Origin of the sequence: Streptomyces actuosus (assembly GCF_016921115.1) — a bacterium.
GTDB classification, from domain to species: domain Bacteria; phylum Actinomycetota; class Actinomycetes; order Streptomycetales; family Streptomycetaceae; genus Streptomyces; species Streptomyces actuosus_A.
The window spans coordinates 111,275-132,286 of the sequence record NZ_JAFFZS010000015.1; the positions used below are offsets into that span (position 1 = coordinate 111,275).

Sequence of the window (21,012 nt, forward strand, 5' to 3'; positions counted from 1 at the left end):
CATCCGTGCGGCGGTCGCACGGATGCCGTGCGACCGGCGCGCGACCTGCGGACGGGCGGGTGGCCGGGAGCCGGTCACCCGCCCGACGTCTGTCGCGGGGTGCCCGCCGTCGCTGTCACGGGACCCGGTCGCCCGCCGCGGCCGGGCCGGTCCGACGGCCGTTCGGCCGTACCGGTCCGGTGGAGCTGGCCCGCCACGGTCGCCCCGAACGCCACCGCCATGCCCGCCGCCTGGACCGGCGTGAGCGCCTGACCGAGCGCGGCCCAGCCGACGGTCGCGGCGGTCAGCGGGGAGAGCGGGCCGAGGAAGGTGACCTGCGTGGCGGTCAGGCGGCCGATGCCGCGGAACCACAGCCAGTAGGCGACGGCCGTGTTGGCGAGCGCGAGGTAGACGTAGCCGCCGACGGCCGGGCCGTTCAGCGCGGGCGGCGCGCCTTCGACCCCCAGGGCGAGGGGGGCGACGAGCAGTCCGCCCGCGGTCAGCTGCCAGCCGGCGAGGGCGAGCGGGCCGACGCCGTCGGGGCGGCCCCACCTCTGGGTCAGGACGGTGCCGGCCGACATCGACACGGTGGCGGCGAGGGCCGCCGTCACACCGAGCACGTCCAGGGCCCCGGCCGCCCGCAGGACGACCAGGCTGACGCCGAACGCGGCCACGATCCCGGTGAGCACGGACCGCGCGGTGGGCCGCTGCCCCAGCAGCACCGCCGACAGCCCCACCACGCACAGCGGTCCGACCGAGGTGACGACGGCCGCCGTGCCGCCGGGCAGCCGGTAGGCGGACAGGAACAGCAGCGGGAAGAAGGCGCCGATGTTGAGCGCGCCGAGCACAGCCGCACGGCCCCACCAGATGCCGCGCGGCAGGACCCGGGTGAGCGCCAGGAGCAGCAGCCCGGCGGGCAGGGCCCGCATCAGGCCGGTGAACAGGGGGCGGCCGGGTGGCAGGAACTCGGTGGTGACGGCATAGGTGGTGCCCCAGGAGACGGGGGCGAGTGCGGTGAGCAGGACGGTGGCCGAGCGGTTCATGGCGGTGGATCCCTTCGGTGTCACACCGCGACGCGCGCGTCGGCGGAGCGGGCCCGGGCCTGCGGGGCCGACGGGGCCGGGGCAGGGGGCGGGGCCGGGGCGGTGGTGGAGGCCGCGGCGGCGGAGGAGGTGGACGGGCCGGCCGAGCCGCCGGCGGTGGCCGGGACGGGGCGCACCGCCTCGGCCGGCAGGCGGCGCTCGGCCCGGATCAGCAGGACGGCGGCCGCCGCCGAGGTGGCGATGAGCAGCGCCCAGGGGAGCCGTCCGTCCGCCGCGAACAGGACGGTGAACAGCGAGGGCGCCACGGCCTTCGCCAGCGACCAGGACATCTGGTAGGCGGCCGTGTACCGGCCGCGGGCGTCCTCGGGCGCCGCCGACACGGCCAGTACCTCGGCCGCCGGGCTGTGGATCAGTTCACCGAGCGTGTAGACGACGATCACGGCGGTGAGGGCGAGGCCGAGCGCCGGGCCGGAGGCCGGGCGGAGGCTGCCGAGCACGATCTGCGCGGCGAACGCGGCCGAGAACAGGATGCCGCCGAGCGCCGCGGCCCGGGTGCGCCGCGCGCCGGCCCGCCGGACCCGGCTGCCGACCCAGACGCCGGCGAGTGCGCACAGCACCGTGTTGACGGTGAACGCCGATCCGGTGAGCGCGGCGGGCGCGTGCAGCCACTCCAGCAGGAACAGCGGGAAGAGGACGGACAGGGCCGAGTAGTTGAGCGCGTTCAGGAAGTTCGCTCCGGTGACGACCAGGAAGGGCCGGTCGGTGAGGACGAGCCGGTACCCGTCCCGGCGCCGGGGCGCGGTGGACCGCACCGGGCGCAGCGGGCGCAGCAGCACCGCGGCGACGGCGAAGGAGACCGCGTTGCCCCAGGCGGCGCAGGTGTAGCCGGTGGGGCCGGCGAAGGCGATGACCAGGGAGGCGAGGAGCGCCCCGGCGCCGTTGCCGGCGTTCTGCAGGGCCCGGGTGGCCGCCTGGAGCCGATCGCGGTCCGCTCCCTGCGTCACCTCTCCGACCAGGGCCTGCTGCGCGGCGGGGAAGGCGCGGTCGGCCGCCGCGGTGACCAGCGCGACGGCGGCGAAGGCGGTCAGGGAGTGGGCGAAGGGGTACAGCGCGAAGCCGGTGGCGCGCACCCCGTACAGCACGTACTGCACGCGTTTGGCCCCGTAGCGGTCGACGGCCGCCCCGGCGAGCGGGAGGACACCGAGGCCCGAGAGGCCGGTCACGGTGAGGACGGCGCCCACGACGGTGAAGGGCAGCCCGGTGACGTGGTGGAAGAACACCAGCGTGAACGGCACGTACATACCGGTGCCGGCTCCGCTGACTGCGGCGGCGACGGGCAGGGCCCACCGGCCCGGTATGCGGTCGGGCCTGTGGTGCGGCTCTTTCACGGCGATCCCCCTCGACAGTTGCTTGATGGAATGCAGCTTAGCTCTAAGCTACTTAAGGTCAAGCCACTTTCTTGCGGCCCATCGAGGTGATGCGGATACTCGGCCCATGAACCCGAACACCGGCCCGCACCCCGGCCCGACGCCCGGGACCACCGCCGACGACCCGGTCGACGCGATCATCGAGCAGTGGGCCGCGGCCCGGCCGGATCTCGACACCCGCGCCATGGAGGTCTTCGGCCGCATCTACCGGCTCGCGCGCACCATGGGCGACCGCATGGAGACGGCCTACGCGCGGTTCGGGATCTCCCGCGGCGAGTTCGACGTCCTGGCCACCCTGCGCCGCGCCGGCGAACCGTACGCCCTGTCGCCGCGTCAGCTGTCGGCGACCCTGATGCTCACCACGGGCGGCATGACCGGCCGCCTCGACAAGCTGGAGCGCGCCGGCCTGCTGCGCCGCTCCCCCGATCCGCACGACCGGCGCGGCCTCCGGGTGACGCTGACCGACAAGGGCTTCCGCCTGATCGACGAGGCGGTCGGCGCCGGTCTGGACGTCCAGACGGAGGCCCTGCACGCCTCCCTGACCGACGAACAGGCCGGCCTGCTGGCCGGCCTGCTGAGGGAACTGCTGGCGGGAACGGCGCGGGCGGACCGCTGAGCGGTCGGCCGACGTCCACCGAGGCCCGGCAGCGCTCCGGAGGGGCGCGCGGAACCGTGCGACCGGCCACCACGGCGCCGCACTCGACGGGCCTCGGCCGCGGCGCTCCCGGCGGAGCTCAAGTCCCCGCACGTGCCCCGGGGGCGGGCACGTCGGCGGCTGCCGCGCGGAGTGCCGTTCAGCCGACGTGCGTCGTGAGCGCGGCCTCGATCGCGGCGGCGTCCGCCGCGTCCGACGCCCAGGCCGCATAGCCGTCGGGGCGGACCAGGAGGGTGGTGCGGCGGCCGCTCGGCCAGCGGGCGACGGCCAGCCGCTCCGCGCGGGCGGCGGCCGGGGCCCCGGCACACGGCTCCGGGGTGATCAGCACGAAGCGGCCCCCGCGCAGGGCTTCGTAGAGGCGGGTGCCGTCGGCCAGGGCGACGTCCGGCACACGGGTACCGGTCAGGCGGTGGGCGCCGCGGGGGGCCGGGTAGCGGTAGCCGATGCCGGTGATCTGCCCGACGGCGCGGCGGCGGGCGGGCGCGGCGTGGTCGAGGAACGCGGTCAGCGCGGCGCGCAGGGCGAGGGCCCAGGGGCGCCTGGCCATCGCCAGGCGGACGATGCCGCCGCTGCTGCGCAGCACGGACCGGCCGACCGGGTGGCGCTCGGCCTGGTAGGTGTCGAGCAGGCCGGGGGCCGCGTGCCCCTGGACGACCTGCGCGAGTTTCCAGCTCAGGTTGGCCGCGTCCTGGAGGCCGGTGTTCATGCCCTGCCCACCGGCCGGGGTGTGCACGTGCGCGGCGTCGCCGGCGAGGAAGACGCGGCCGACGCGATAGGCGGGCGCCTGGCGCTCGTCGCTGTGGAAGCGGGACATCCAGCGGGCGTCGTGCATGCCGTAGTCGCGGCCGAGCGCGAGACGCGTGATCTCCTTGACCTCCTCCAGGTCGAGGGGCTCGTCGTCGGGGACGTCGCGGCCCCGGTGCCAGCCGATGACCCGGTGGTAGCCGTCGCCGAACGGCGCGACGAAGGCGAACGCGTCACCGGCGGCGTCGACGGTGAGCAGGCTCTCCGGCTCCTCCGCCAGCAGCACGTCGGCCAGCACGACGGAGCGGATGACCGAGTGGCCGGGGAAGGGCAGCCCGACCGCGTCCCGCACGGCGCTGCGCATGCCGTCGGCGCCGACGAGGTAGCCGGCGCGGAGTTCCCGCCGCTCCCCGTCCGCGGCGCGCACCCGCACCGTGACGCCGTCCGCGTCCTGGGTGAGCCCGGTCATCTCCGTCTCGTGGCGGAACCGGACGCCGGCCTCGACGGCCCGCCGCTCCAGCACCTTCTCCACCTCGTACTGCGGGATGACGAGGAGGTGGTCGAACCGGGAGGGCAGGGCGTCGAGGGCGATGGTCAGGCCGCCGAACAGCCGGAGCCGGTCGAGAGGGCGGCCGACGGCCTCGACGGCGTCGGCGAGGCCGCGGGCGTCGAGCTGCTCCAGCGTGCGGGCGTGCAGGACGAAGGCGCGGGAGAGGTTGCCGATCTCCCGGGGGCGCTTCTCGACGAGGGTGACGGGGACGCCGGCGGCGGCGAGATCGCCGGCCAGAAGCAGTCCGGTGGGGCCGGAGCCGATGACGATCACGTTGCGCTCGGGGGTGGGGGTGGCGCTGGGAGTGATGCCGACGGTGCCGCTCATGATGCCCTCCTGAATGCCAACACTCGTTGGTCAACAGTCGTTGGTCAACGCCCGTTGGCAAACATGGAAGCGCAGCCCCCCGAAGGTGTCAACACTTGTTGGCCAACGCATGTTGGCTTACTCTGGCCGGCATGCACCACAGCCAGGCACCCCGCACCCCCGAGCCTTCCGGGCCCCCTGCGCCGACGGCGGCCCGCCGCTCCGACGCCACCCGCGCCGCCATCCTCGACGCCGCCCGCGAACGTTTCGCCACCGACGGCTACGAACGCGCCACCATCCGCGCCATCGCCAAGGACGCGGGCATCGATCCGTCGATGGTGATGCGCTACTACGGCAACAAGGAGGGCCTCTTCGCCGCGGCCGTCTCCGTCGACCTGAGGATGCCCGACCTCGGCGCGGTCCCCCGCGACGACCTCGGACGCGTCCTCGTCACCCACTTCCTCGCCCAGTGGGAGGAGAACGAGCAGCTCACGGCCCTGCTCCGGGTCGGGGCGGCCAACCGGGCCGGGGCCGAGCGCATGCAGGGCGTCTTCCGCGACCAGTTGCTGCCGGCCGCCCGCACCGCCTGCCCCGACCCCGAGCAGGCCCCCGCCCGCGCCGCGCTCGCCACGACACAACTGCTCGGCCTCGCCCTCACCCGCTACGTCCTGCACCTGCCTCCGGTCGCGGCCCTGACCCGCGACGAGATCGTGGCCTGGCTGGGCCCCACCGTGCAGCGCTACATGGTCGCGCCGCACCCCTGAGCCGGGCAGCCGCGCGGCGGCCCCGACACCGGGACACTGCGACGCGGGGTGGCCCATGCGGGCAGCGCCGACGCGGGGCGAGGCCGGTGCAGGTCGGCTCCGGTGCGGGGGCCGACTGCGCCGGGGGTCGGCTGCGACACCGGCCGACCGCGGGAGGTGCCGACCGGGAGTGAGTACGGCACCGCCGTCGCACACAGGCGAACCACGGCACGGCCCGCCCGACTCCCGCGGCGAGCCGGTCCCCGAAATCGCCGCCCGACCCGCCCCGGCTCCCCGCCGGCGGCCGCCCCACGCCCACCCCTCGGGCCCCGCCGGGCCACCGGCACGCCGGCCCCCCCTCACCCTCCCCGCCCGCCCCCGCCCCGCCCCACCACCGATCCGGGCCGGGTTCCGTCCGGGCGCTGTCGCGGCACGCGCCCCGCGAGTGGACCGGTCACCCGTTTTGTTCCACTCTGGGGGGATCATGGAGTGCATGGATTGTGACGAGATGCGCATTGTCCACCCCTCGGACGTCTGCCATCGCGTTCATTGGGTAGGGCTGCCGTGACCCGTTCACGCCGTACCCCGGCACATGCGACAAGGAGGCCCCTGGTGGCCGCTTCGGCACATCTCCTGCTCTCGGCCCTGTCCAAACCCGACTCCGGGTCCGAACCCGGTTCCGCACCGGCCGCACGGCCGACCGTGCCCCGACCCTCGGTGCCGTTCGAGCCCGAGAGCCCCCAGCCGTACGTCTTCAGCTCCGAGGGCAGCCACGCCGAGATCCCGCTGACCAGCGAGCCTCCGCTGCCCGATGCCGAGCCCCTCACCAGCGAGCCGCCGCTCGCCGACGCCGCGCCGTTGACCAGCGAGTCCGACGCGGAAGCGGACCCCGCGTTCCCGAGGCCGTAGATGGCAGCTCCCGCCCCACCGCCCAGCGCGGACCTGACCCGGCTCGCCGAACTGCACGGCGTCGCCCCGTCCTTCCAGCCCTCCCCCGGCCGCACGGTCGCGGCCTCCGCCGCCGCGCTCACCCGGGTACTGGCCGCCCTCGACGTCGACGCGAGCACTCCCGAGTCGACGCGGGCCGCCCGCGCGGAGCGGGAGCGCGAGGTCCGCGAGCGGCTGCTGCCGCCGACGCTGGTGTGCTGGAGCGGCAACACTCCTCGGGCCCTGGCCGCGCTGCCGGAGGGCACCCGGCTGCGCGTCGACACCGAGCAGGGCGAGTCCCGTGCCACCGTCGACGCCCTCCAGCCCGGCGTGCACCGGCTGACGGCGACCGCGCCCGACGGCCGCGGCGCCGAGGCCCACCTGGTGGTGGCCCCGCCGCGGCTGCCCACACCGGCGGGGCGGTCGTACGGGCTGCTGGTCCAGTTGTACTCGTTGCTGTCGCGGCGTTCGTGGGGCATGGGCGACCTCGGAGACCTCGGTGAGCTGGCGGGCTGGGCGGGACGCACCCTGGGCGCGGGGTTCGTGCAGGTCAACCCACTGCACGCGGCCGTCCCCGGCGCGCCGACCGACCCGTCCCCCTACCGGCCCTCCTCGCGCCGCTTCCCCGATCCGGTGCATCTGCGGGTGGAGGACGTGCCGGAGTTCGCTCATGTGGAGGACCACGAGAAGGTGGCGGCACTGCTGGAGCGCGCGGCGCGGCTGCGGGCGGCGGTGCTGGACGAGGGCGCGCTGATCGACCGGGACGCGGCGTGGGAGCTGAAGCGGCAGGCGCTGGAGCTGGTACGGGAGGTTCCGCTCGGGCCGGGCCGGAGGGCCGCGTACGCCGACTTCCTCGCCGAGCAGGGCCGGGCGCTGGAGGACCATGCGACATGGTGCGCACTGGCGGAGGTGCACGGCCCGGACTGGAGCCGCTGGCCGCGGGGACTGCGCGACGCGCGGTCGGCGGAGACGGAGCGGGCCCGCGCCGAGCTGATGGACCGGGTCGACTTCCACAGCTGGCTGGTCTGGCTCACCGATGCGCAGCTGACGGCCGCCCAGCGGGTGGCGCGGGACGCCGGGATGCCGGTCGGCGTGGTGCACGACCTGGCGGTCGGCGTGCATCCCCAGGGCGCGGACGCGTGGGCGCAGCAGGAGTTCTTCGCGGCGGGGATGTCGATCGGCGCGCCCCCGGACGCCTTCAACGCGCGCGGCCAGGACTGGGGTCTGCCGCCATGGCGCCCGGACCGGCTGGCCGCGTCGGGGTATGCGCCGTACCGCCGACTGCTGCGGGCGCTGTTCGGTTACGCGGGTGCCCTGCGCATCGACCACGTGATGGGCCTGTTCCGGCTGTGGTGGGTGCCGCAGGGGGAGCCGCCGACCGAGGGCGCGTATGTGCGCTACGACGCCGAGGCGATGCTCGCCGTGCTGGTGTTGGAGGCCTCGCGGGCCGGGGCGGTGGTGATCGGAGAGGACCTGGGCACCGTGGAGCCGGGGGTGCGGGAGGCGCTGCGCGAGCGCGGGGTGCTGGGCACGTCGGTGCTGTGGTTCGAGCGGGACTGGGAGGGCGGCGGCCGGCCGCTGCCGCCGGACCGGTGGCGCTCGGACTGCCTGGCGACGGCCACCACCCACGATCTGCCGTCGACCGCGGCACGGCTCAGCGGCGAGCACGTGGAGCTGCGCGACCGGCTGGGCCTGCTGACGCGCCCGCTGGACGTGGAGCGCTCGGAGGCCGCCGCGGACACGGGCGAGTGGCTGGACCTGCTGACGCGGCTGGGGCTGCTGGAGGGTGCCGGCGGGGGCGCGGACCGGGCCTCGGAGGAGGCCGGCATCCAGGCCGTGCACCGGTTCCTGCTGCGCACCCCGGCCCGGCTGGTCGGCGTCTGGCTGCCGGACGGGGTCGGCGACCGGCGCCCGCAGAACCTGCCCGGCACCTGGGACCAGTACCCGAACTGGCGGCTGCCGATCGCCGACGCGCAGGGCCACCCGGTGTCCCTGGAGGAACTGGCGGCGTCACCGCGGCTGCGGGCACTGATGGAGGTGCTGCGGGGCGGCGCCTGACCCGGCGGCGACGGGGTGGGGCCCCTCGTACGGCACCCCGGGCGCGCGCCTCGTTCCGCCGTTCGCTACTTTTGCACCGTGGACAAGAAGAAGACCCTGCGCGCCGGCGCCCTGGTGGCCGGTACGACGCTGATGATGCTGCTCATGTCGTCCCCCGCGCTCGCGCTGACCCGCGACGACGGCGACGACCCCGGCACGGGCCTCAGCGTCGGCGAGACGCTGGGTCTGTACGTCTTCCTTCCGCTGGTGATCTTCGCGGTCATCACGGGTCTGGTGATGGTCCTGGACCGCTCCAAGATCCGCGTGACGAAGCCGAAGGCCCGGGCCTGACGGTCCGGACGGCGTTCTGAGCGCTCCACACCCGCACCGCACCCGCTTCCCGAGACCCCGGCCCGCCGACGCGCGGCCGGGTCTTTCGCTGCCCGCAGGCGGGCGGGGGCGGGCGACGCCGGGCATCCGCGCGGGCAGGACGTGCGGGAGCGCGGCGCCGTCGATCGCGGACGTCGGGCCCGTTCGTGCCGCGCGGGCGACGAGGCACGGCGCCGGCCCCCGGGCACAGGGCCCCGGGGCCGGGCGCCGCCGTCGAGCTCCGCGCCGCCGCCGTCGGGGCGCCGGGACACCGCGGTCGGGGCGCGGGGGACGCGAAGGCCCGGATCGTCAGGCGGAGATGCCGTCGATCCGGGCCAGGGCGTCGTCCGCGCCGTACGGCTGCAAATAGGGCAGCCAGCGCGGGTCCCGGTGGCCGGTCCCGATGATGCGCCAGGCCAGGCCGGTGGGAGGGGCTGGTTTGTGCCGCAGCCGCCAGCCCAGTTCCACCAGGTGACGGTCGGCCTTGACGTGGTTGCAGCGGCGGCAGGAGGCCACCACGTTGTCCCAGACGTGCTTGCCCCCGCGCGAGCGCGGGATGACGTGGTCGACGCTGGTTGCGACGCCACCGCAGTACATGCACCGGCCCCCGTCGCGGGCGAAGAGCGCGCGGCGGGTCAGAGGAACGGGCCCCCGGTAGGGAACCCGCACGAATCGCTTGAGCCGGACCACGCTGGGTGCGGGGACTGTGACGGTTGCGCTGTGCAGATAGGCGCCGGACTCCTCGAGGCAGACTGCCTTGTTCTCGAGGACGAGGACGAGCGCGCGGCGGAGCGGTACGACGCCGAGCGGCTCGTACGACGCGTTGAGGACCAGGACATGCGGCACGGATGCCTCCTTGTACGCCGGCGGCGCGTGGCTCGCGCCGGGACGATCCGTAGTCAGTCTCCCCTCATGCCTGGTGGACGCGCCACCATGTCCCGGTAACGGGCTGGGAGTGTTTTCGACCACACCTCATGCATCCCCCGGATCCCGGCCGGTTCATCCCACCAGTTCATGGGGTGGATCCCGGCCTCGACGGACGTCGTAACTCCTCCACGGTTCGGACCGGCGCACCCGCAATGCCCCGTTAGTGTGGTCACCCTGCCCGCCCGGTGACCTTTTCGTGACCTTCCCTGACCGCCGCGCCGGATCGGGTGGAGCGCACTGGAGGTACCTGCCGTGTCCCTGCCCGCCGCCCTGTGGGCCGCCGACTCGTCGCCGTCGCCCGCCCCGGCCCAGACGACGGCGCCGGCCGTGCCTTCGCTGGAGGACGCCCAGGAGAGCGCGACGAACGCGGCCAGCTGGATCGAGCAGAACTGGTCGACGTGGCTGGCGATCGGGCTGAAGGTGCTGCTGATCCTGGTGATCGCGGTGGTGCTGCGGAAGATCGTGCTGCGGGCGATCACCAAGCTGATCGACCGGATGAGCCGCACCGGCCAGAGTGTCGACGCCACCTCACTGGGCGGCCTGCTCGTCAACGCCGAGCGGCGCAGGCAGCGCTCGCAGGCGATCGGCTCGGTGCTGAGGTCGGTGGCGTCCTTCCTCATCCTGGGCACGGCGGGGCTGATGGTGATGTCGGCGTTCCAGATCAACCTCGCCCCGCTGCTGGCCTCCGCGGGTGTCGCGGGCGTCGCGATCGGTTTCGGCGCCCGCAACCTGGTCACGGACTTCCTCTCCGGCGTGTTCATGATCCTGGAGGACCAGTACGGCGTCGGCGACACGATCGACGCGGGGCCCGCCACGGGGGAGGTCGTCGAGGTCGGCCTGCGGGTGACCAAGCTGCGCGGCCCCAACGGCGCCATCTGGTACGTCCGCAACGGCGAGGTCAAGCGCATCGGCAACCTCTCCCAGGGCTGGGCGACGGCCAACGTGGACGTGACCCTCAAGGGCGACGAGGACCTGGACCGCGTCAAGACCACGCTCGACGGGGTGGCCGAGCGGATGGGAAAGGAAGAGCCCTGGAACGAGCTGCTGTGGAGTCCGATCGAGGTGCTCGGGCTGGACAGCGTACTGCCGGACTCGATGGTGGTCCGCGTCTCCGCCAAGACCATGCCGGGCAAGGACACGACGGTCGAGCGGGAGCTGCGCTGGCGCATCAAGCGCGCCTTCGACGCCGCCGACATCCCCGTCGTCGGCGGCGCGACGGCTGCCGTGCCCAGGGACGGGACGCAGGACGCGACGGCCGAGGTGGCGGCCCCGTCGGCGTTCTCCGACGAGGACTCACCGCAGGCGGAGGCGACGGCGCCGATCACCCCGCAGCGGCCGGCCTCGGGCCGGTAGCGCGGGGGGACACACGGATACGGGCACTCACCACTCGCCCCCTCCCCCCTCGTTCCCCCTCTACCTCCGCGCCCCCGCGCCCCCGCCGGTATCGAGTCCGTTGCCGCGGGGGCGTCGTCTCTTGACGGCCCCTTCCCCGGGGGCATACGTTCCTGCCAACCGATAGGAAACTTTCCTAACAGTGACTCGGCGAAGGACGGCAGGTGGACAGTCCTCCCGGATCACTGGGAAGCTGAGCCGCTGGAAGGGCAGGTGTCGACGCGATGGCAGGAACCGCCGGTACGCCGGGTACCCCGCGTGTGCTGCGCGCCATGAACGACCGTGCCGCACTCGACCTGCTGCTGGAACACGGCCCGCTCTCACGCACCCGGATCGGCAAGCTGACCGGGCTGTCGAAACCGACGGCCTCGCAGCTGCTGGCCCGGCTGGAGGCGGCGGGGCTGGTGCTCGCGGGCGGCACCAGCGAGGGGCGCCCCGGCCCCAGCGCCCAGCTCTACGCGGTCAACCCGGTCGCCGCGCACGCCGCCGGCCTCGACGTCACCCCGGACCGGATCCGCGCCGCCGTGTCCGACATCACCGGCCGCACGGTCGGCGCCCACGAGTTGCCCACGCCGGGACGTCACCGCACCCGGTCCGTCACGCAAGAGGTCACCGACGCCCTGGACGGCGCCGTCAAGGCGGCGGGCCTGACCCGGGACGACGTCCACCGGGTCGTCATAGCCACCCCGGGCGCCTTCGACCCCACCACCGGCCGCCTGCGCTACGCCTCCCACCTGCCCGGCTGGCACTCCCCCGCCGTGCTCGACACCCTCGCCGCCGCACTGCCGATGCCGGTGGAGTACGAGAACGACGTCAACCTCGTCGCGATCGCCGAGCAGCGGCTCGGAGCGGCTCGCGGGCACGAGGACTTCGTCCTGCTGTGGAACCAGGAGGGCCTGGGCGCCGCCCTGGTCCTCGGCGGCCGGCTGCACCGCGGGTGGACCGGCGGCGCGGGCGAGGTGGGCTTCCTGCCGGTTCCCGGCACGCCACTGGTCCGCAAGGTGACCAGGGCCAACAGCGGCGGCTACCAGGAACTGGCCGGTTCGCAGGCCGTCCCCCGGCTCGCCCGCGAACTCGGTATGACTCAGATCCCGTCGGGGCCGTACACCGAGGCCGCCGCCGCACTCGTCCGGCGGGCCGCCGAGCGGGACACCGGCCCGGGCCGGCAGCTGCTGACGACGTACGCGACCCGGCTCGCGACCGGCCTCGCCTCCCTCGTCTCCGTCCTCGACCCCGAACTCGTCGTCCTGTCCGGCTCCTCGCTCACCGCGGGCGGCGAGGTCCTGCGCGGCCTCGTCCAGGACGAGCTGGAGGAACTGGCCGCCTCCCGGCCGCGGCTGGTGCTCGGCGACGTGACCGAACAACCCGTTCTGCGTGGCGCGTTGGAGAGCGCGCTGGCGACCACCCGCGACGAGGTCTTCGACACCTCCCGCTGACTCCCGCTCCTCCCCCGGGCCCGGCCCTCCACTCCCCCCGGGCAGCCCCCGCCCCCAGGCTCGTTCCGCTGCCACCCCGTCCCCCTCACCGACCCGACGTTCCGTCAACTCCGCGTGTCATCGCCCCGGCTTCCGTCACACCGACTTCACCGCGGCCCCCTCGCCTCGTCCCCGACCGGTCCCTTCGCCACCACCGCCCGTCCCGAGAGGCTTCGCCATGCCCGAAAACTCCCGCTTCATACCCGGAATCCCCCGCAGAGCGGCCCTCACGCTCACCGCCTCCCTCGCCCTGCTCGGCACCGCCTGCACCGGCCGGTCCGACTCCACCGCCTCCGACGACCCCTCGAAGGAGACGACCATCAACTTCTGGCACGCCTGGAGCGCTCCGGGCGAGGTCGCGGCCGTGAAGTCGCTGGTCGCCGGCTTCGAGAAGGCGCACCCGAACATCCACGTCGACATCGTCGGCAACATGACCGACGACAAGATCAACCAGGCGCTGCGCACCGGAGGCGCCAAGGCGCCCGACGTGATCTCCTCCTTCACCACGAACAACGTGGGGAAGTTCTGCTCCTCCGGCGCGCTGGTCGACCTCGACCCGTTCTTCCGGAAGGCGGGGATCGACCCGGAGAAGACGTTCCCGGAGGCGATGAACGAGTACACCCGGTTCGACGGGAACCGCTGCACGGTACCGCTGCTGGGCGACGCCTACGGCCTGTACTACAACAAGACCGCCTTCGCGAAGGCCGGCATCACCGCCCCGCCGAAGACCTGGTCCGAGTTCGAGGCCGACGCCGAGAAGCTCACCGTCCCGGACGGCGACTCCTACACGCAGCTCGGGTTCATGCCGGACTACCACGGCTGGGAGTCGACGACCGAGCACTACCTCGCCCAGTTCTCGCCGACGTACTTCGACGCCAGCGGCAAGTCGAACCTCGCCGAGGACCCCGCCTTCGAAAGGGGCTTCACCCTGCAGAAGCGGCTCGTCGACGAACTCGGCGGATTCCGGAAGCTGGAGAGGTACCGCGCGAAGCTCGGCGACGAGTGGGGGCCCGAGCACCCCTTCCACACCGGCCAGGTCGCCATGCAGCTCGACGGGGAGTGGCGGCTGGGCATGGCTCTGGACGCGAAGCCCGGTTTCGAGATCGGGGTCGCCCCGCTGCCCGTCCCCGACGACCAGGCCGACCAGTACGGCAAGGGCTACATCACCGGCACCGTCGCCGGCATCGCCGCCACCAGCACCAAGCAGAACGCGGCCTGGGAACTGGTGAAGTACATGACCACCGACACCGACGCCGTGGTCGGCTTCTCCAACGCCATCCACAACGTTCCCTCCACCCTGGCCGCGCTGAAGTCCCCGAAGCTGAAGTACGACCCGCGCTTCAAGACGTTCCTGGACATCGCCGCGAACCCGCACTCCACCACGACGCCCGCCTCCGTCAACGGCGGCGTGTACCTGGTGACGATCCAGCAGTTCGGCTACGCCTACGAGAGCGGCAAGGCCGGCGACCTGAAGGCCGGCCTGGCGAAGACGGCCGCGCAGATCGACACGGACATCGCGCAGGCCCGCTGATGAGCGGCACGCTCACGTCCGGGCGCCGCGGTGGCCCGGGCTCCGGGGCCGGGGGCGGAACGAGGGCGCGCAGGGCGCGCAGGGCGCAGAGGGCCCTGCGCACGTTCGCCTTCATGTCGCCGTGGCTGATCGGGTTCGGGGTGTTCTTCGCCTACCCGCTGCTGTCGACCGTCTACTTCTCGTTCATGCACTACGACGGCTTCACAGCGCCGTCCTGGAACGGGGCGCAGAACTGGCGGTACGTCTTCGCGCACTACCCGCTGTTCTGGCCCGCCCTGCGCAACACACTGTGGCTGGTGGCGGTGATGGTGGCGCTCCGGGTCGTCTTCGGTCTCGGCGTCGGACTGCTGATCACGAAGATCAGGACGGGGACGGGCGTCTTCCGCACCCTGTTCTACCTGCCCTACCTGGCCCCGCCCGTCGCCGCCACCATGTCGTTCGCCTTCCTGCTCAACCCCGGAACCGGACCGGTGAACTCGGTCCTGGAACGCATCGGCGTGAAGGCGCCCGGCTGGTTCGACGACCCCTCCTGGTCCAAGCCGGCGCTGACCCTGCTGGCGCTGTGGGGCATCGGCGACCTGATGGTGATCTTCATGGCGGCACTGCTCGACGTTCCCAGGGAGCAGTACGAGGCCGCCGAGCTGGACGGCGCCTCGCCGTGGCAGCGGTTCCGGTTCGTCACCCTGCCGAACATCTCGCCGATCGTGATGTTCGCGGTGGTCACCGGGGTGATCCAGACGATGCAGTACTACACCCAGCCGCTGATCGCCGGGAAGGTGGCCTCGGGCGTCATCCAGGGCGCCGGCACCCAGTTCGAACCCGGCTACCCCGACCGCTCCACGCTCACCCTTCCCCAGCTCGTCTACAACCTCGGCTTCCAGCGCTTCGACCACGGCTCCGCCTGCGTGGTGGCACTCGTCCTGTTCGCCCTGTCGACGGCCTTCACCGCACTGCTGATGCGGCGCCGGGGCGGTCTCGTCCAGGCAGGTGACTGACGATGACCCAGGTACTGGACAAGCCGGTGCGCACCCTCGCGCCCGCCGCCGGCGAGCGCACCGCGCGCCGCCGGGCGCTGCTGGAGTGGGTCGCGGTGCACTCCCTCGGCGTGGCCGCCGCACTGTTCTTCACCCTGCCGTTCGTCTTCGTGTTCCTCACCTCCCTGATGAGCGACACCCAGGCCCTCAGCCGCGACCTCGTGCCCCACACCTGGGAATGGGGCAACTACCGGAAGGTCCTCGACACCCCCGGCTTCCTCACCTGGTGGCGGAACACGCTGATGTACGCCGGGCTGGGCACCGTCCTCACCGTCGTGTCGTCGATCCCCGTGGCGTACGCGCTCGCCAAGTTCCGCTTCCGCGGCCGGAACCTGGCCCTGATGCTGGTGATCTCGATGATGATGCTGCCGCCGCAGGTCGTCGTCATCCCGATGTACCTCTTCTGGGCCAAGCAGCTGGACCTGTCGGGAACCCTGTGGCCGCTGATCGTTCCCATGGCGTTCGGCGACGCGTTCTCCATCTTCCTGCTGCGGCAGTTCCTGACGACCGTCCCCGACGAGTACGTCGACGCGGCGAAAGTGGACGGCTGCGGCGAACTGCGCACCCTCGTCCGCGTCGTGCTGCCGATGGCCAGGCCCGGCATCGCCGCCGTGGCGCTCTTCCAGTTCTTCTACGCCTGGAACGACTACTTCGGCCCGCAGATCTACGCCTCCGAGAACCCCGGTGCGTGGACGCTGAGTTACGGCCTGGAGTCGTTCAAGGGCGCGCACCACACCGACTGGAACCTCACCATGGCCGCCACCGTGCTGGTCATGGCCCCCGTGATCCTCGTGTTCTTCTTCGCGCAGAAGGCGTTCGTCGAGGGCGTCACGCTCACCGGAGTGAAGGGTTGATCCATCGTGAAACTCACCGTGGTCGGCGGAGGCTCGACCTACACCCCCGAACTCGTCGACGGCTTCGCGCGGCTGCGCGACACCCTGCCTCTGAAGGAACTGGTCCTCGTCGACCCGGCCGCGGACCGGCTGGCGCTGGTGGGCGGCCTGGCGCGCCGCATCCTCGCCCGGCAGGGCCACGACGCCAGGGTCGTGACCACCTCCGACCTGGACGCGGGCGTGGACGGCGCGGACGCCGTCCTGCTCCAGCTGCGCGTCGGCGGGCAGGCGGCCCGCGAACAGGACGAGACCTGGCCGCTGGAGTGCGGCTGCGTCGGCCAGGAGACCACCGGCGCGGGCGGCCTCGCCAAGGCCCTGCGCACCGTGCCCGTCGTCCTCGACATCGCCGACCGGGTCCGGCGTGCCAACCCGCAGGCCTGGATCATCGACTTCACCAACCCCGTCGGCATCGTCACCCGCGCCCTGCTCCAGGCCGGGCACAAGGCGGTCGGGCTGTGCAACGTGGCGATCGGCTTCCAGCGGAGGTTCGCCCGGATGCTCGACGTCGCGCCGGCGGACGTCCATCTGGACCACGTGGGCCTCAACCACCTGACCTGGGAGACGGGAGTGCGGCTCGGCGGCCCCGAGGGCGAGGACGTCCTGCCCCGGCTGCTCGCGGAGCACGGCGGGGCGATCGCCTCCGACCTGCACCTGCCGCAGCACCTGCTGGACCGGCTCGGCACGGTCCCCTCCTACTACCTGCGCTACTACTACGCCCACGACGAGGTCGTGCGGGAGCTGCGCACCAAGCCGTCCAGGGCCGCGGAGGTCGCGGCGATGGAGCGGGAGCTGCTGCGGATGTACGGCGACCCGGACCTGGACGAGAAGCCGGAGCTGCTCGCCCGGCGAGGCGGGGCCTACTACTCCGAGGCGGCGGTGGACCTGGCGGCGGCGCTGCTCGGCGGCTCCGGCTCGCCGTACCAGGTGGTCAACGCCCCCAACCACGGCATCCTGCCGTTCCTGCCGGACGACGCGGTGATCGAAGTGCAGGCGGCGGTGGGCCGCTCCGGCCCCGTGCCCCTGTCCGTCGCCCCGGTCGACCCGCTGTACGCGGGGCTGATGGCGCACGTCACCGCCTACGAGGACCTGGCGCTGCGGGCAGCCCTGGAGGGCGGCCGCGACCGGGTGTTCCGCGCCCTGCTCGCCCACCCCCTCATCGGCCGGTACGACGCGGCCGACGCCCTCACCGACCGACTGATCGCACACAACCGGGAGCATCTTTCGTGGGCCTGACCGGGAGCGTCCTCGCCATCGACGCCGGCAACAGCAAGACCGACGTCGCGGTCGTGGCGGCCGACGGAGCCGTGCTCGCCACGGCCCGCGGCGGCGGGTTCCGCCCACCCGCGGTGGGGGTGGCGGCGGCGGTGGACGCCCTAGCGGAGGCGGTCGGCCGGGCCCTCGCGGCAGCCGGCCCCACCTCCGTCGCCCATGTCTCGGCGTGCCTCGCCAACGCCGACCTCCCGGTGGAGGAGCGGCGGCTGGCCGCCGCACTGCACGCGCGTGCCTGGGGCCCGTCGGTCCAGGTGCGCAACGACACCTTCGCCGTCCTGCGGGCCGGTGTCGCCGAACCGCGCGGGGTGGCCGTGGTGTGCGGGGCCGGCATCAACTGCGTCGGCATGCTGCCCGACGGGCGCACCGCGCGCTTCCCCGCGCTCGGCCGGATCTCCGGCGACTGGGGCGGCGGCTGGGGACTGTCCGAGGAGGCGCTGTGGCACGCGGCCCGCGCCGAGGACGGGCGGGGCGCGCCGACCGAGCTGGCCCGGACCCTGCCCGCGCACTTCGGGCTGCCGTCGATGTACGCCCTCATCGAGGCGCTGCACCTGGAGGACCTCCCGACCGCCCGGCGCCACGAACTGACACCCGTGCTCTTCGCCACGGCCGCCGCCGGGGACGCGGTCGCGCGGTCCGTCGTCGATCGCCTGGCCGACGAGATCGTCACCATGGCCGTGGTCGCCCTGACCCGGCTCGACCTGCTGGGCGAGGCGGCCCCGGTGCTGCTGGGCGGTGGTGTTCTGACCGCCGGGCACCGGCAACTCGACAATGGTGTCCGTGAGTTGCTGGCGGACCGGGCACCGAAGGCGTCGCCGGTGGTGGTGCGGGAGCGGCCGGTGCTGGGCGCGGCGCTGCTCGGGCTGGACCGGACGGGCGCGGGCGCGGAGGTGCAGCGCCGGGTGCGGGCGCACTTCTCGGCGTAGGCGCGGGCACCCCGCACCCGGCCGCGCCGGAACCCCGGAGCGGGCTGCGAACACCCCGTGGCACCGCCGTTTCCCGTGGGAACCGAACCGATCTCCCCCGCGTTCTCATGGACAGGAGGACACGGGAATCACGGGGGTGCCGCCGCGCGGCGTCGGGCCGCGAGCGGCGGGGGCACACTGCGATCCGATCAAGATGCAGTGAAGGCCGGTGCGCAAGGACGCTACCGGCGGCGATACTTGCGGGCGACGGATGACCCTGGGGGAGGTCAGAGTGACACACCCGCCGACGAGCAGCGCGGTACCGCCGCCGGGCTCCGGCGCGCCCACGGCGCCGGCGATCCCGCCCCAGCCGGGCGGGCCCCCCGGCCGGTCCGTCGCGCCCCCGGGCCACCCGGCCGCCCCGCCGCGCCGCACGGCGTTCGCGGAGGGCGTCGACCGGCTGCGCGCCGCAGCGACCACCGAGCCCGGCCGGCTGCGCATCATCGGCGCCGTCCTCGCCGTCCTCGTCGTCGCCTTCGGCGCGGTGACCGCCTGGCAGATGACGGACCGGGCGACCGCAGCCGACGACGTGCTGCACAAGAGCCAGCCGCTCAGCTCCGCCGCCGCGGACATCTACCGCTCGCTGGCCGACGCCAACACGGCCGCCTCCAGCGGCTTCCTGGCGGGCGGCGGGGAGACGAGGGCGACCCGCGACCGGTACGAGAAGGACATCCGCACCGCCGCCTCCGGCCTGGTGACGGCCGCCGGCAACTCCGACGCCGGGTCCCCCGCCGCACAGACCATCGCCCGCCTCAACCGGCTGCTGCCGGAGTACAAGGGCCTGGTCGAGCGGGCCCGCACCTACAACCGGCAGGGCTTCCCGGTCGGCGGCGCGTACCTCAGGTACGCCAACGAGAAGATGCAGAAGGAGATGCTCCCGGCGGCGGAGGACCTCTACCAGCGGGAGAACCAGCGGCTGAGCGCCGACTACGCGAGCGCCCGCCCCTATCCGTGGGCGGCGATCGCGCTCGGTGTGCTCGCCCTGGCCGCGCTCGCCTGGGCCCAGCACCGCCACTACCGGCGCACACACCGCGTCCTCAACCAGGGCCTCGTCGCCGCCACCGCCGCCGCGACGGTGGCGCTGCTGTGGCTGGTCGTCGGCCACGGCCTGGCCCGCGCCGCGCTCGACGACTCCTACGACCACGGTGTCCAGTCGCTGAGCGTGCTGCACGACGCCCGCATCGCCTCGCTCAAGGCCCGCGGCAACGAGAACCTCACCCTGGTCTCGCGCGGGGCCCAGACGGTGAAGGCGGACGGCCGGACCTACGACGCCTACGACCACGACTTCGGCAAGGACATGGAGGCCCTCGGCCGCGGCCTCGCCGAGGCGCAGCGGCTCGCCGACGACCGGTCCGGCCGGGAGCCGGTCACCGCGGCCGTCGGCAACATGACCGAGTGGAAGAAGCGGCACGCCACCGCGCGCACCGCCGACGAGGACGGCTACTACGAGCAGGCCCTCGACAAGGTGATCGGCGCCAAGGGCGCCACCGGCGAGTGCTTCGACAGCGTCGACGCCAACCTGGCGAAGGCGCTGACCCACGAGCAGGGGGAGTTCCAGCAGGCCGCGGGCGACGGCCTGGGCGCGATGACCGGCCTGCCGGTGGGCGCCGCCGTCCTCGCCCTGCTGGGCGGTGCGGGCGCGGTGCTCGGCATCGGGCGCAGGCTGTCGGAGTACCGGTGAAAGGGGGCGGATCGGTGGAAGGGGGTGTGACGATGGCGATACGACGTGTGCGGGCCGGGCTGAAGGGCTGGGGCGGAGTCGGTGCGATGGCCGCCGTCTGCGCCCTGGCGCTGGCCTTCGTGCTCCTGCTGCCGCTGACGCAGTCGCCCGGCCCGGACGGCGCGGGCACCGGCGGCCCCGGGATCGCCGAGGGCGTCCAGACACGCGCCGTCGAGTGCCGGGCGCCGGAGAAGCAGACGCTGGCGCCGTCCCGGGCGGACGGTCCCACGATCGAGGCCATCAAGAACCGCATCGGGGCCCGGCGCAAGCTGGTCGTCGGCGTCGACCAGAACAGCTACCGCTGGGGCTACCGCGACCCCAACAACGACGGCGCGCAACTGGAGGGCTTCGACATCGACCTGGTCCACCGGATCGCCGCGGACATCCTCGGCGACCCGAACGCGGTCCAGTTCAAGGCGATACCCACCGACCAGCGGATCCCTGCGATCCGGAGCGGCCGGGTGGACATGGTGGTGCGCACCATGACGATCACCTGCGACCGCCTCGGCGAGGTCGCCTTCTCCGCGCCGTACTTCAGGACGGGGCAGCAGGTGCTGGCGGCCAAGTCGTCATCCGTCACCGGGTACGACAGGTCCCTGGCCGGGCAGAGGATCTGCACCGCCGCCGGTTCCACGGCGTACACCCGGCTGGCGAAGGACCGTGCGGCGGGCCTCCTGGCGGCCACCGCGGACATCTCCACCACCGTCCCCAACCAGCTCGACTGCCTGGTCAGGCTGCAACTGGGCGAGGTGGACGCGGTGGTGACCGACGGTGCGCTCGCCGCGAGCCAGGCCGCCCAGGACCCGACGGTCGAGCTGAAGGGCGCGGCGTTCACCACGGAGTACTACGGCGTGGCGATGAAGAGGGACGCAGACGATCTGGTACGCCGGGTCAACCGGGTCCTGGTGGACTACCGCGGGAGCGGCTGGCAGACGTCCTACGACAGATGGCTGTCGGCGACACTGGGGAAGGACTCCGCGGCATCGAAGCCGCCCGCGCCGCAGTACCTGCGCACGAGCTGACGGG

At 73.7% G+C, this 21,012-nt stretch carries 18 protein-coding genes; 14 read left to right on the plus strand and 4 right to left on the minus strand.

The window, feature by feature from the left end; genetic code table 11:
• Positions 1-74 precede the first annotated feature (74 nt).
• The gene (locus tag JS756_RS20020) at positions 75-1,022 is read right to left on the minus strand and encodes an EamA family transporter (RefSeq protein ID WP_205384496.1); all 948 of its coding nucleotides are present in this window, start codon (positions 1,020-1,022) and stop codon (positions 75-77) included.
• Between the two features lie 20 nt (positions 1,023-1,042).
• Entirely contained in the window at positions 1,043-2,410 is a 1,368-nt protein-coding gene (locus tag JS756_RS20025) for an MFS transporter (RefSeq protein ID WP_307790819.1), read from the minus strand.
• A 106-nt stretch (positions 2,411-2,516) separates the two neighbouring features.
• Here JS756_RS20025 and JS756_RS20030 point away from each other — a divergent pair, with 106 nt between their 5' ends.
• The gene (locus JS756_RS20030) at positions 2,517-3,065 is read left to right on the plus strand and encodes a MarR family winged helix-turn-helix transcriptional regulator (RefSeq protein WP_205384497.1); all 549 of its coding nucleotides are present in this window, start codon (positions 2,517-2,519) and stop codon (positions 3,063-3,065) included.
• A 178-nt stretch (positions 3,066-3,243) separates the two neighbouring features.
• Here JS756_RS20030 and JS756_RS20035 read toward each other — a convergent pair whose 3' ends face one another.
• Positions 3,244-4,725, minus strand: a complete 1,482-nt coding sequence (locus tag JS756_RS20035; protein ID WP_205384498.1) for an FAD-dependent monooxygenase — start codon at positions 4,723-4,725, stop codon at positions 3,244-3,246.
• 131 nt (positions 4,726-4,856) lie between these two features.
• Here JS756_RS20035 and JS756_RS20040 point away from each other — a divergent pair, with 131 nt between their 5' ends.
• The 4 genes from JS756_RS20040 (at position 4,857) to JS756_RS20055 (ending at position 8,762) form a co-directional block, all read left to right on the plus strand.
• On the plus strand, positions 4,857-5,468 hold the full coding sequence (locus JS756_RS20040; protein ID WP_205384499.1) for a TetR/AcrR family transcriptional regulator: 612 nt from the start codon (positions 4,857-4,859) through the stop codon (positions 5,466-5,468).
• A 591-nt stretch (positions 5,469-6,059) separates the two neighbouring features.
• Positions 6,060-6,356, plus strand: coding sequence for a hypothetical protein (locus JS756_RS20045; RefSeq protein ID WP_205384500.1), 297 nt, complete (start codon positions 6,060-6,062; stop codon positions 6,354-6,356).
• On the plus strand, positions 6,357-8,432 hold the full coding sequence (gene malQ, locus JS756_RS20050) for a 4-alpha-glucanotransferase (RefSeq protein ID WP_205384501.1): 2,076 nt from the start codon (positions 6,357-6,359) through the stop codon (positions 8,430-8,432).
• Positions 8,433-8,510: 78 nt separating this feature from the next.
• Positions 8,511-8,762, plus strand: coding sequence for a hypothetical protein (locus tag JS756_RS20055; protein WP_205384502.1), 252 nt, complete (start codon positions 8,511-8,513; stop codon positions 8,760-8,762).
• Positions 8,763-9,089: 327 nt separating this feature from the next.
• Here the strand turns inward: JS756_RS20055 and JS756_RS20060 are convergent, their stop codons facing one another.
• The gene (locus JS756_RS20060) at positions 9,090-9,626 is read right to left on the minus strand and encodes an HNH endonuclease (protein WP_188179413.1); all 537 of its coding nucleotides are present in this window, start codon (positions 9,624-9,626) and stop codon (positions 9,090-9,092) included.
• Between the two features lie 333 nt (positions 9,627-9,959).
• On the opposite strand from JS756_RS20060, the gene JS756_RS20065 reads away from it, so the two are divergent.
• The 9 genes from JS756_RS20065 to JS756_RS20105 all read left to right on the plus strand — a co-directional run bounded on the left by JS756_RS20065 (position 9,960) and on the right by JS756_RS20105 (position 21,008).
• On the plus strand, positions 9,960-11,060 hold the full coding sequence (locus JS756_RS20065; protein ID WP_205384503.1) for a mechanosensitive ion channel family protein: 1,101 nt from the start codon (positions 9,960-9,962) through the stop codon (positions 11,058-11,060).
• A gap of 263 nt (positions 11,061-11,323) precedes the next feature.
• The gene (locus JS756_RS20070) at positions 11,324-12,535 is read left to right on the plus strand and encodes an ROK family transcriptional regulator (protein ID WP_205384504.1); all 1,212 of its coding nucleotides are present in this window, start codon (positions 11,324-11,326) and stop codon (positions 12,533-12,535) included.
• A 217-nt stretch (positions 12,536-12,752) separates the two neighbouring features.
• Positions 12,753-14,105 carry an ABC transporter substrate-binding protein gene (locus JS756_RS20075; protein WP_205384505.1) on the plus strand — a complete coding sequence of 451 codons (1,353 nt, stop codon included), beginning with the start codon at positions 12,753-12,755 and terminating at the stop codon, positions 14,103-14,105.
• Positions 14,106-14,218: 113 nt separating this feature from the next.
• A complete protein-coding gene (locus JS756_RS20080) occupies positions 14,219-15,100 on the plus strand; it encodes a carbohydrate ABC transporter permease (protein WP_240204038.1) in 882 nt (293 codons plus the stop codon).
• A gap of 2 nt (positions 15,101-15,102) precedes the next feature.
• Entirely contained in the window at positions 15,103-15,993 is an 891-nt protein-coding gene (locus JS756_RS20085) for a carbohydrate ABC transporter permease (RefSeq protein WP_205384507.1), read from the plus strand.
• Positions 15,994-15,999: 6 nt separating this feature from the next.
• Positions 16,000-17,265, plus strand: coding sequence for a 6-phospho-beta-glucosidase (locus JS756_RS20090; protein WP_205384508.1), 1,266 nt, complete (start codon positions 16,000-16,002; stop codon positions 17,263-17,265).
• Entirely contained in the window at positions 17,256-18,227 is a 972-nt protein-coding gene (locus JS756_RS20095; RefSeq protein WP_205384509.1) for an N-acetylglucosamine kinase, read from the plus strand. The genes JS756_RS20090 and JS756_RS20095 overlap by 10 nt, the downstream gene beginning before the upstream one ends.
• Positions 18,228-18,498: 271 nt before the next feature.
• Complete coding sequence (locus tag JS756_RS20100; protein ID WP_205384510.1) at positions 18,499-19,947, plus strand: GlnX family signal transduction membrane protein; 1,449 nt, start codon at positions 18,499-18,501, stop codon at positions 19,945-19,947.
• A 32-nt stretch (positions 19,948-19,979) separates the two neighbouring features.
• Positions 19,980-21,008, plus strand: coding sequence for a glutamate ABC transporter substrate-binding protein (locus tag JS756_RS20105; RefSeq protein ID WP_205384511.1), 1,029 nt, complete (start codon positions 19,980-19,982; stop codon positions 21,006-21,008).
• Positions 21,009-21,012 lie beyond the last annotated feature (4 nt).

Coding starts and splice junctions, on each gene's coding strand:
- JS756_RS20020 (WP_205384496.1), bottom strand. CDS start 1,022: ATGAACCGCTCGGCCACCGTCCTGCTCACCGCACTCGCCCCCGTCTCC.
- JS756_RS20030 (WP_205384497.1), top strand. CDS start 2,517: ATGAACCCGAACACCGGCCCGCACCCCGGCCCGACGCCCGGGACCACC.
- JS756_RS20035 (WP_205384498.1), bottom strand. CDS start 4,725: ATGAGCGGCACCGTCGGCATCACTCCCAGCGCCACCCCCACCCCCGAG.
- JS756_RS20040 (WP_205384499.1), top strand. CDS start 4,857: ATGCACCACAGCCAGGCACCCCGCACCCCCGAGCCTTCCGGGCCCCCT.
- malQ (WP_205384501.1), top strand. CDS start 6,357: ATGGCAGCTCCCGCCCCACCGCCCAGCGCGGACCTGACCCGGCTCGCC.
- JS756_RS20070 (WP_205384504.1), top strand. CDS start 11,324: ATGGCAGGAACCGCCGGTACGCCGGGTACCCCGCGTGTGCTGCGCGCC.
- JS756_RS20075 (WP_205384505.1), top strand. CDS start 12,753: ATGCCCGAAAACTCCCGCTTCATACCCGGAATCCCCCGCAGAGCGGCC.
- JS756_RS20080 (WP_240204038.1), top strand. CDS start 14,219: ATGTCGCCGTGGCTGATCGGGTTCGGGGTGTTCTTCGCCTACCCGCTG.
- JS756_RS20085 (WP_205384507.1), top strand. CDS start 15,103: ATGACCCAGGTACTGGACAAGCCGGTGCGCACCCTCGCGCCCGCCGCC.
- JS756_RS20105 (WP_205384511.1), top strand. CDS start 19,980: ATGGCGATACGACGTGTGCGGGCCGGGCTGAAGGGCTGGGGCGGAGTC.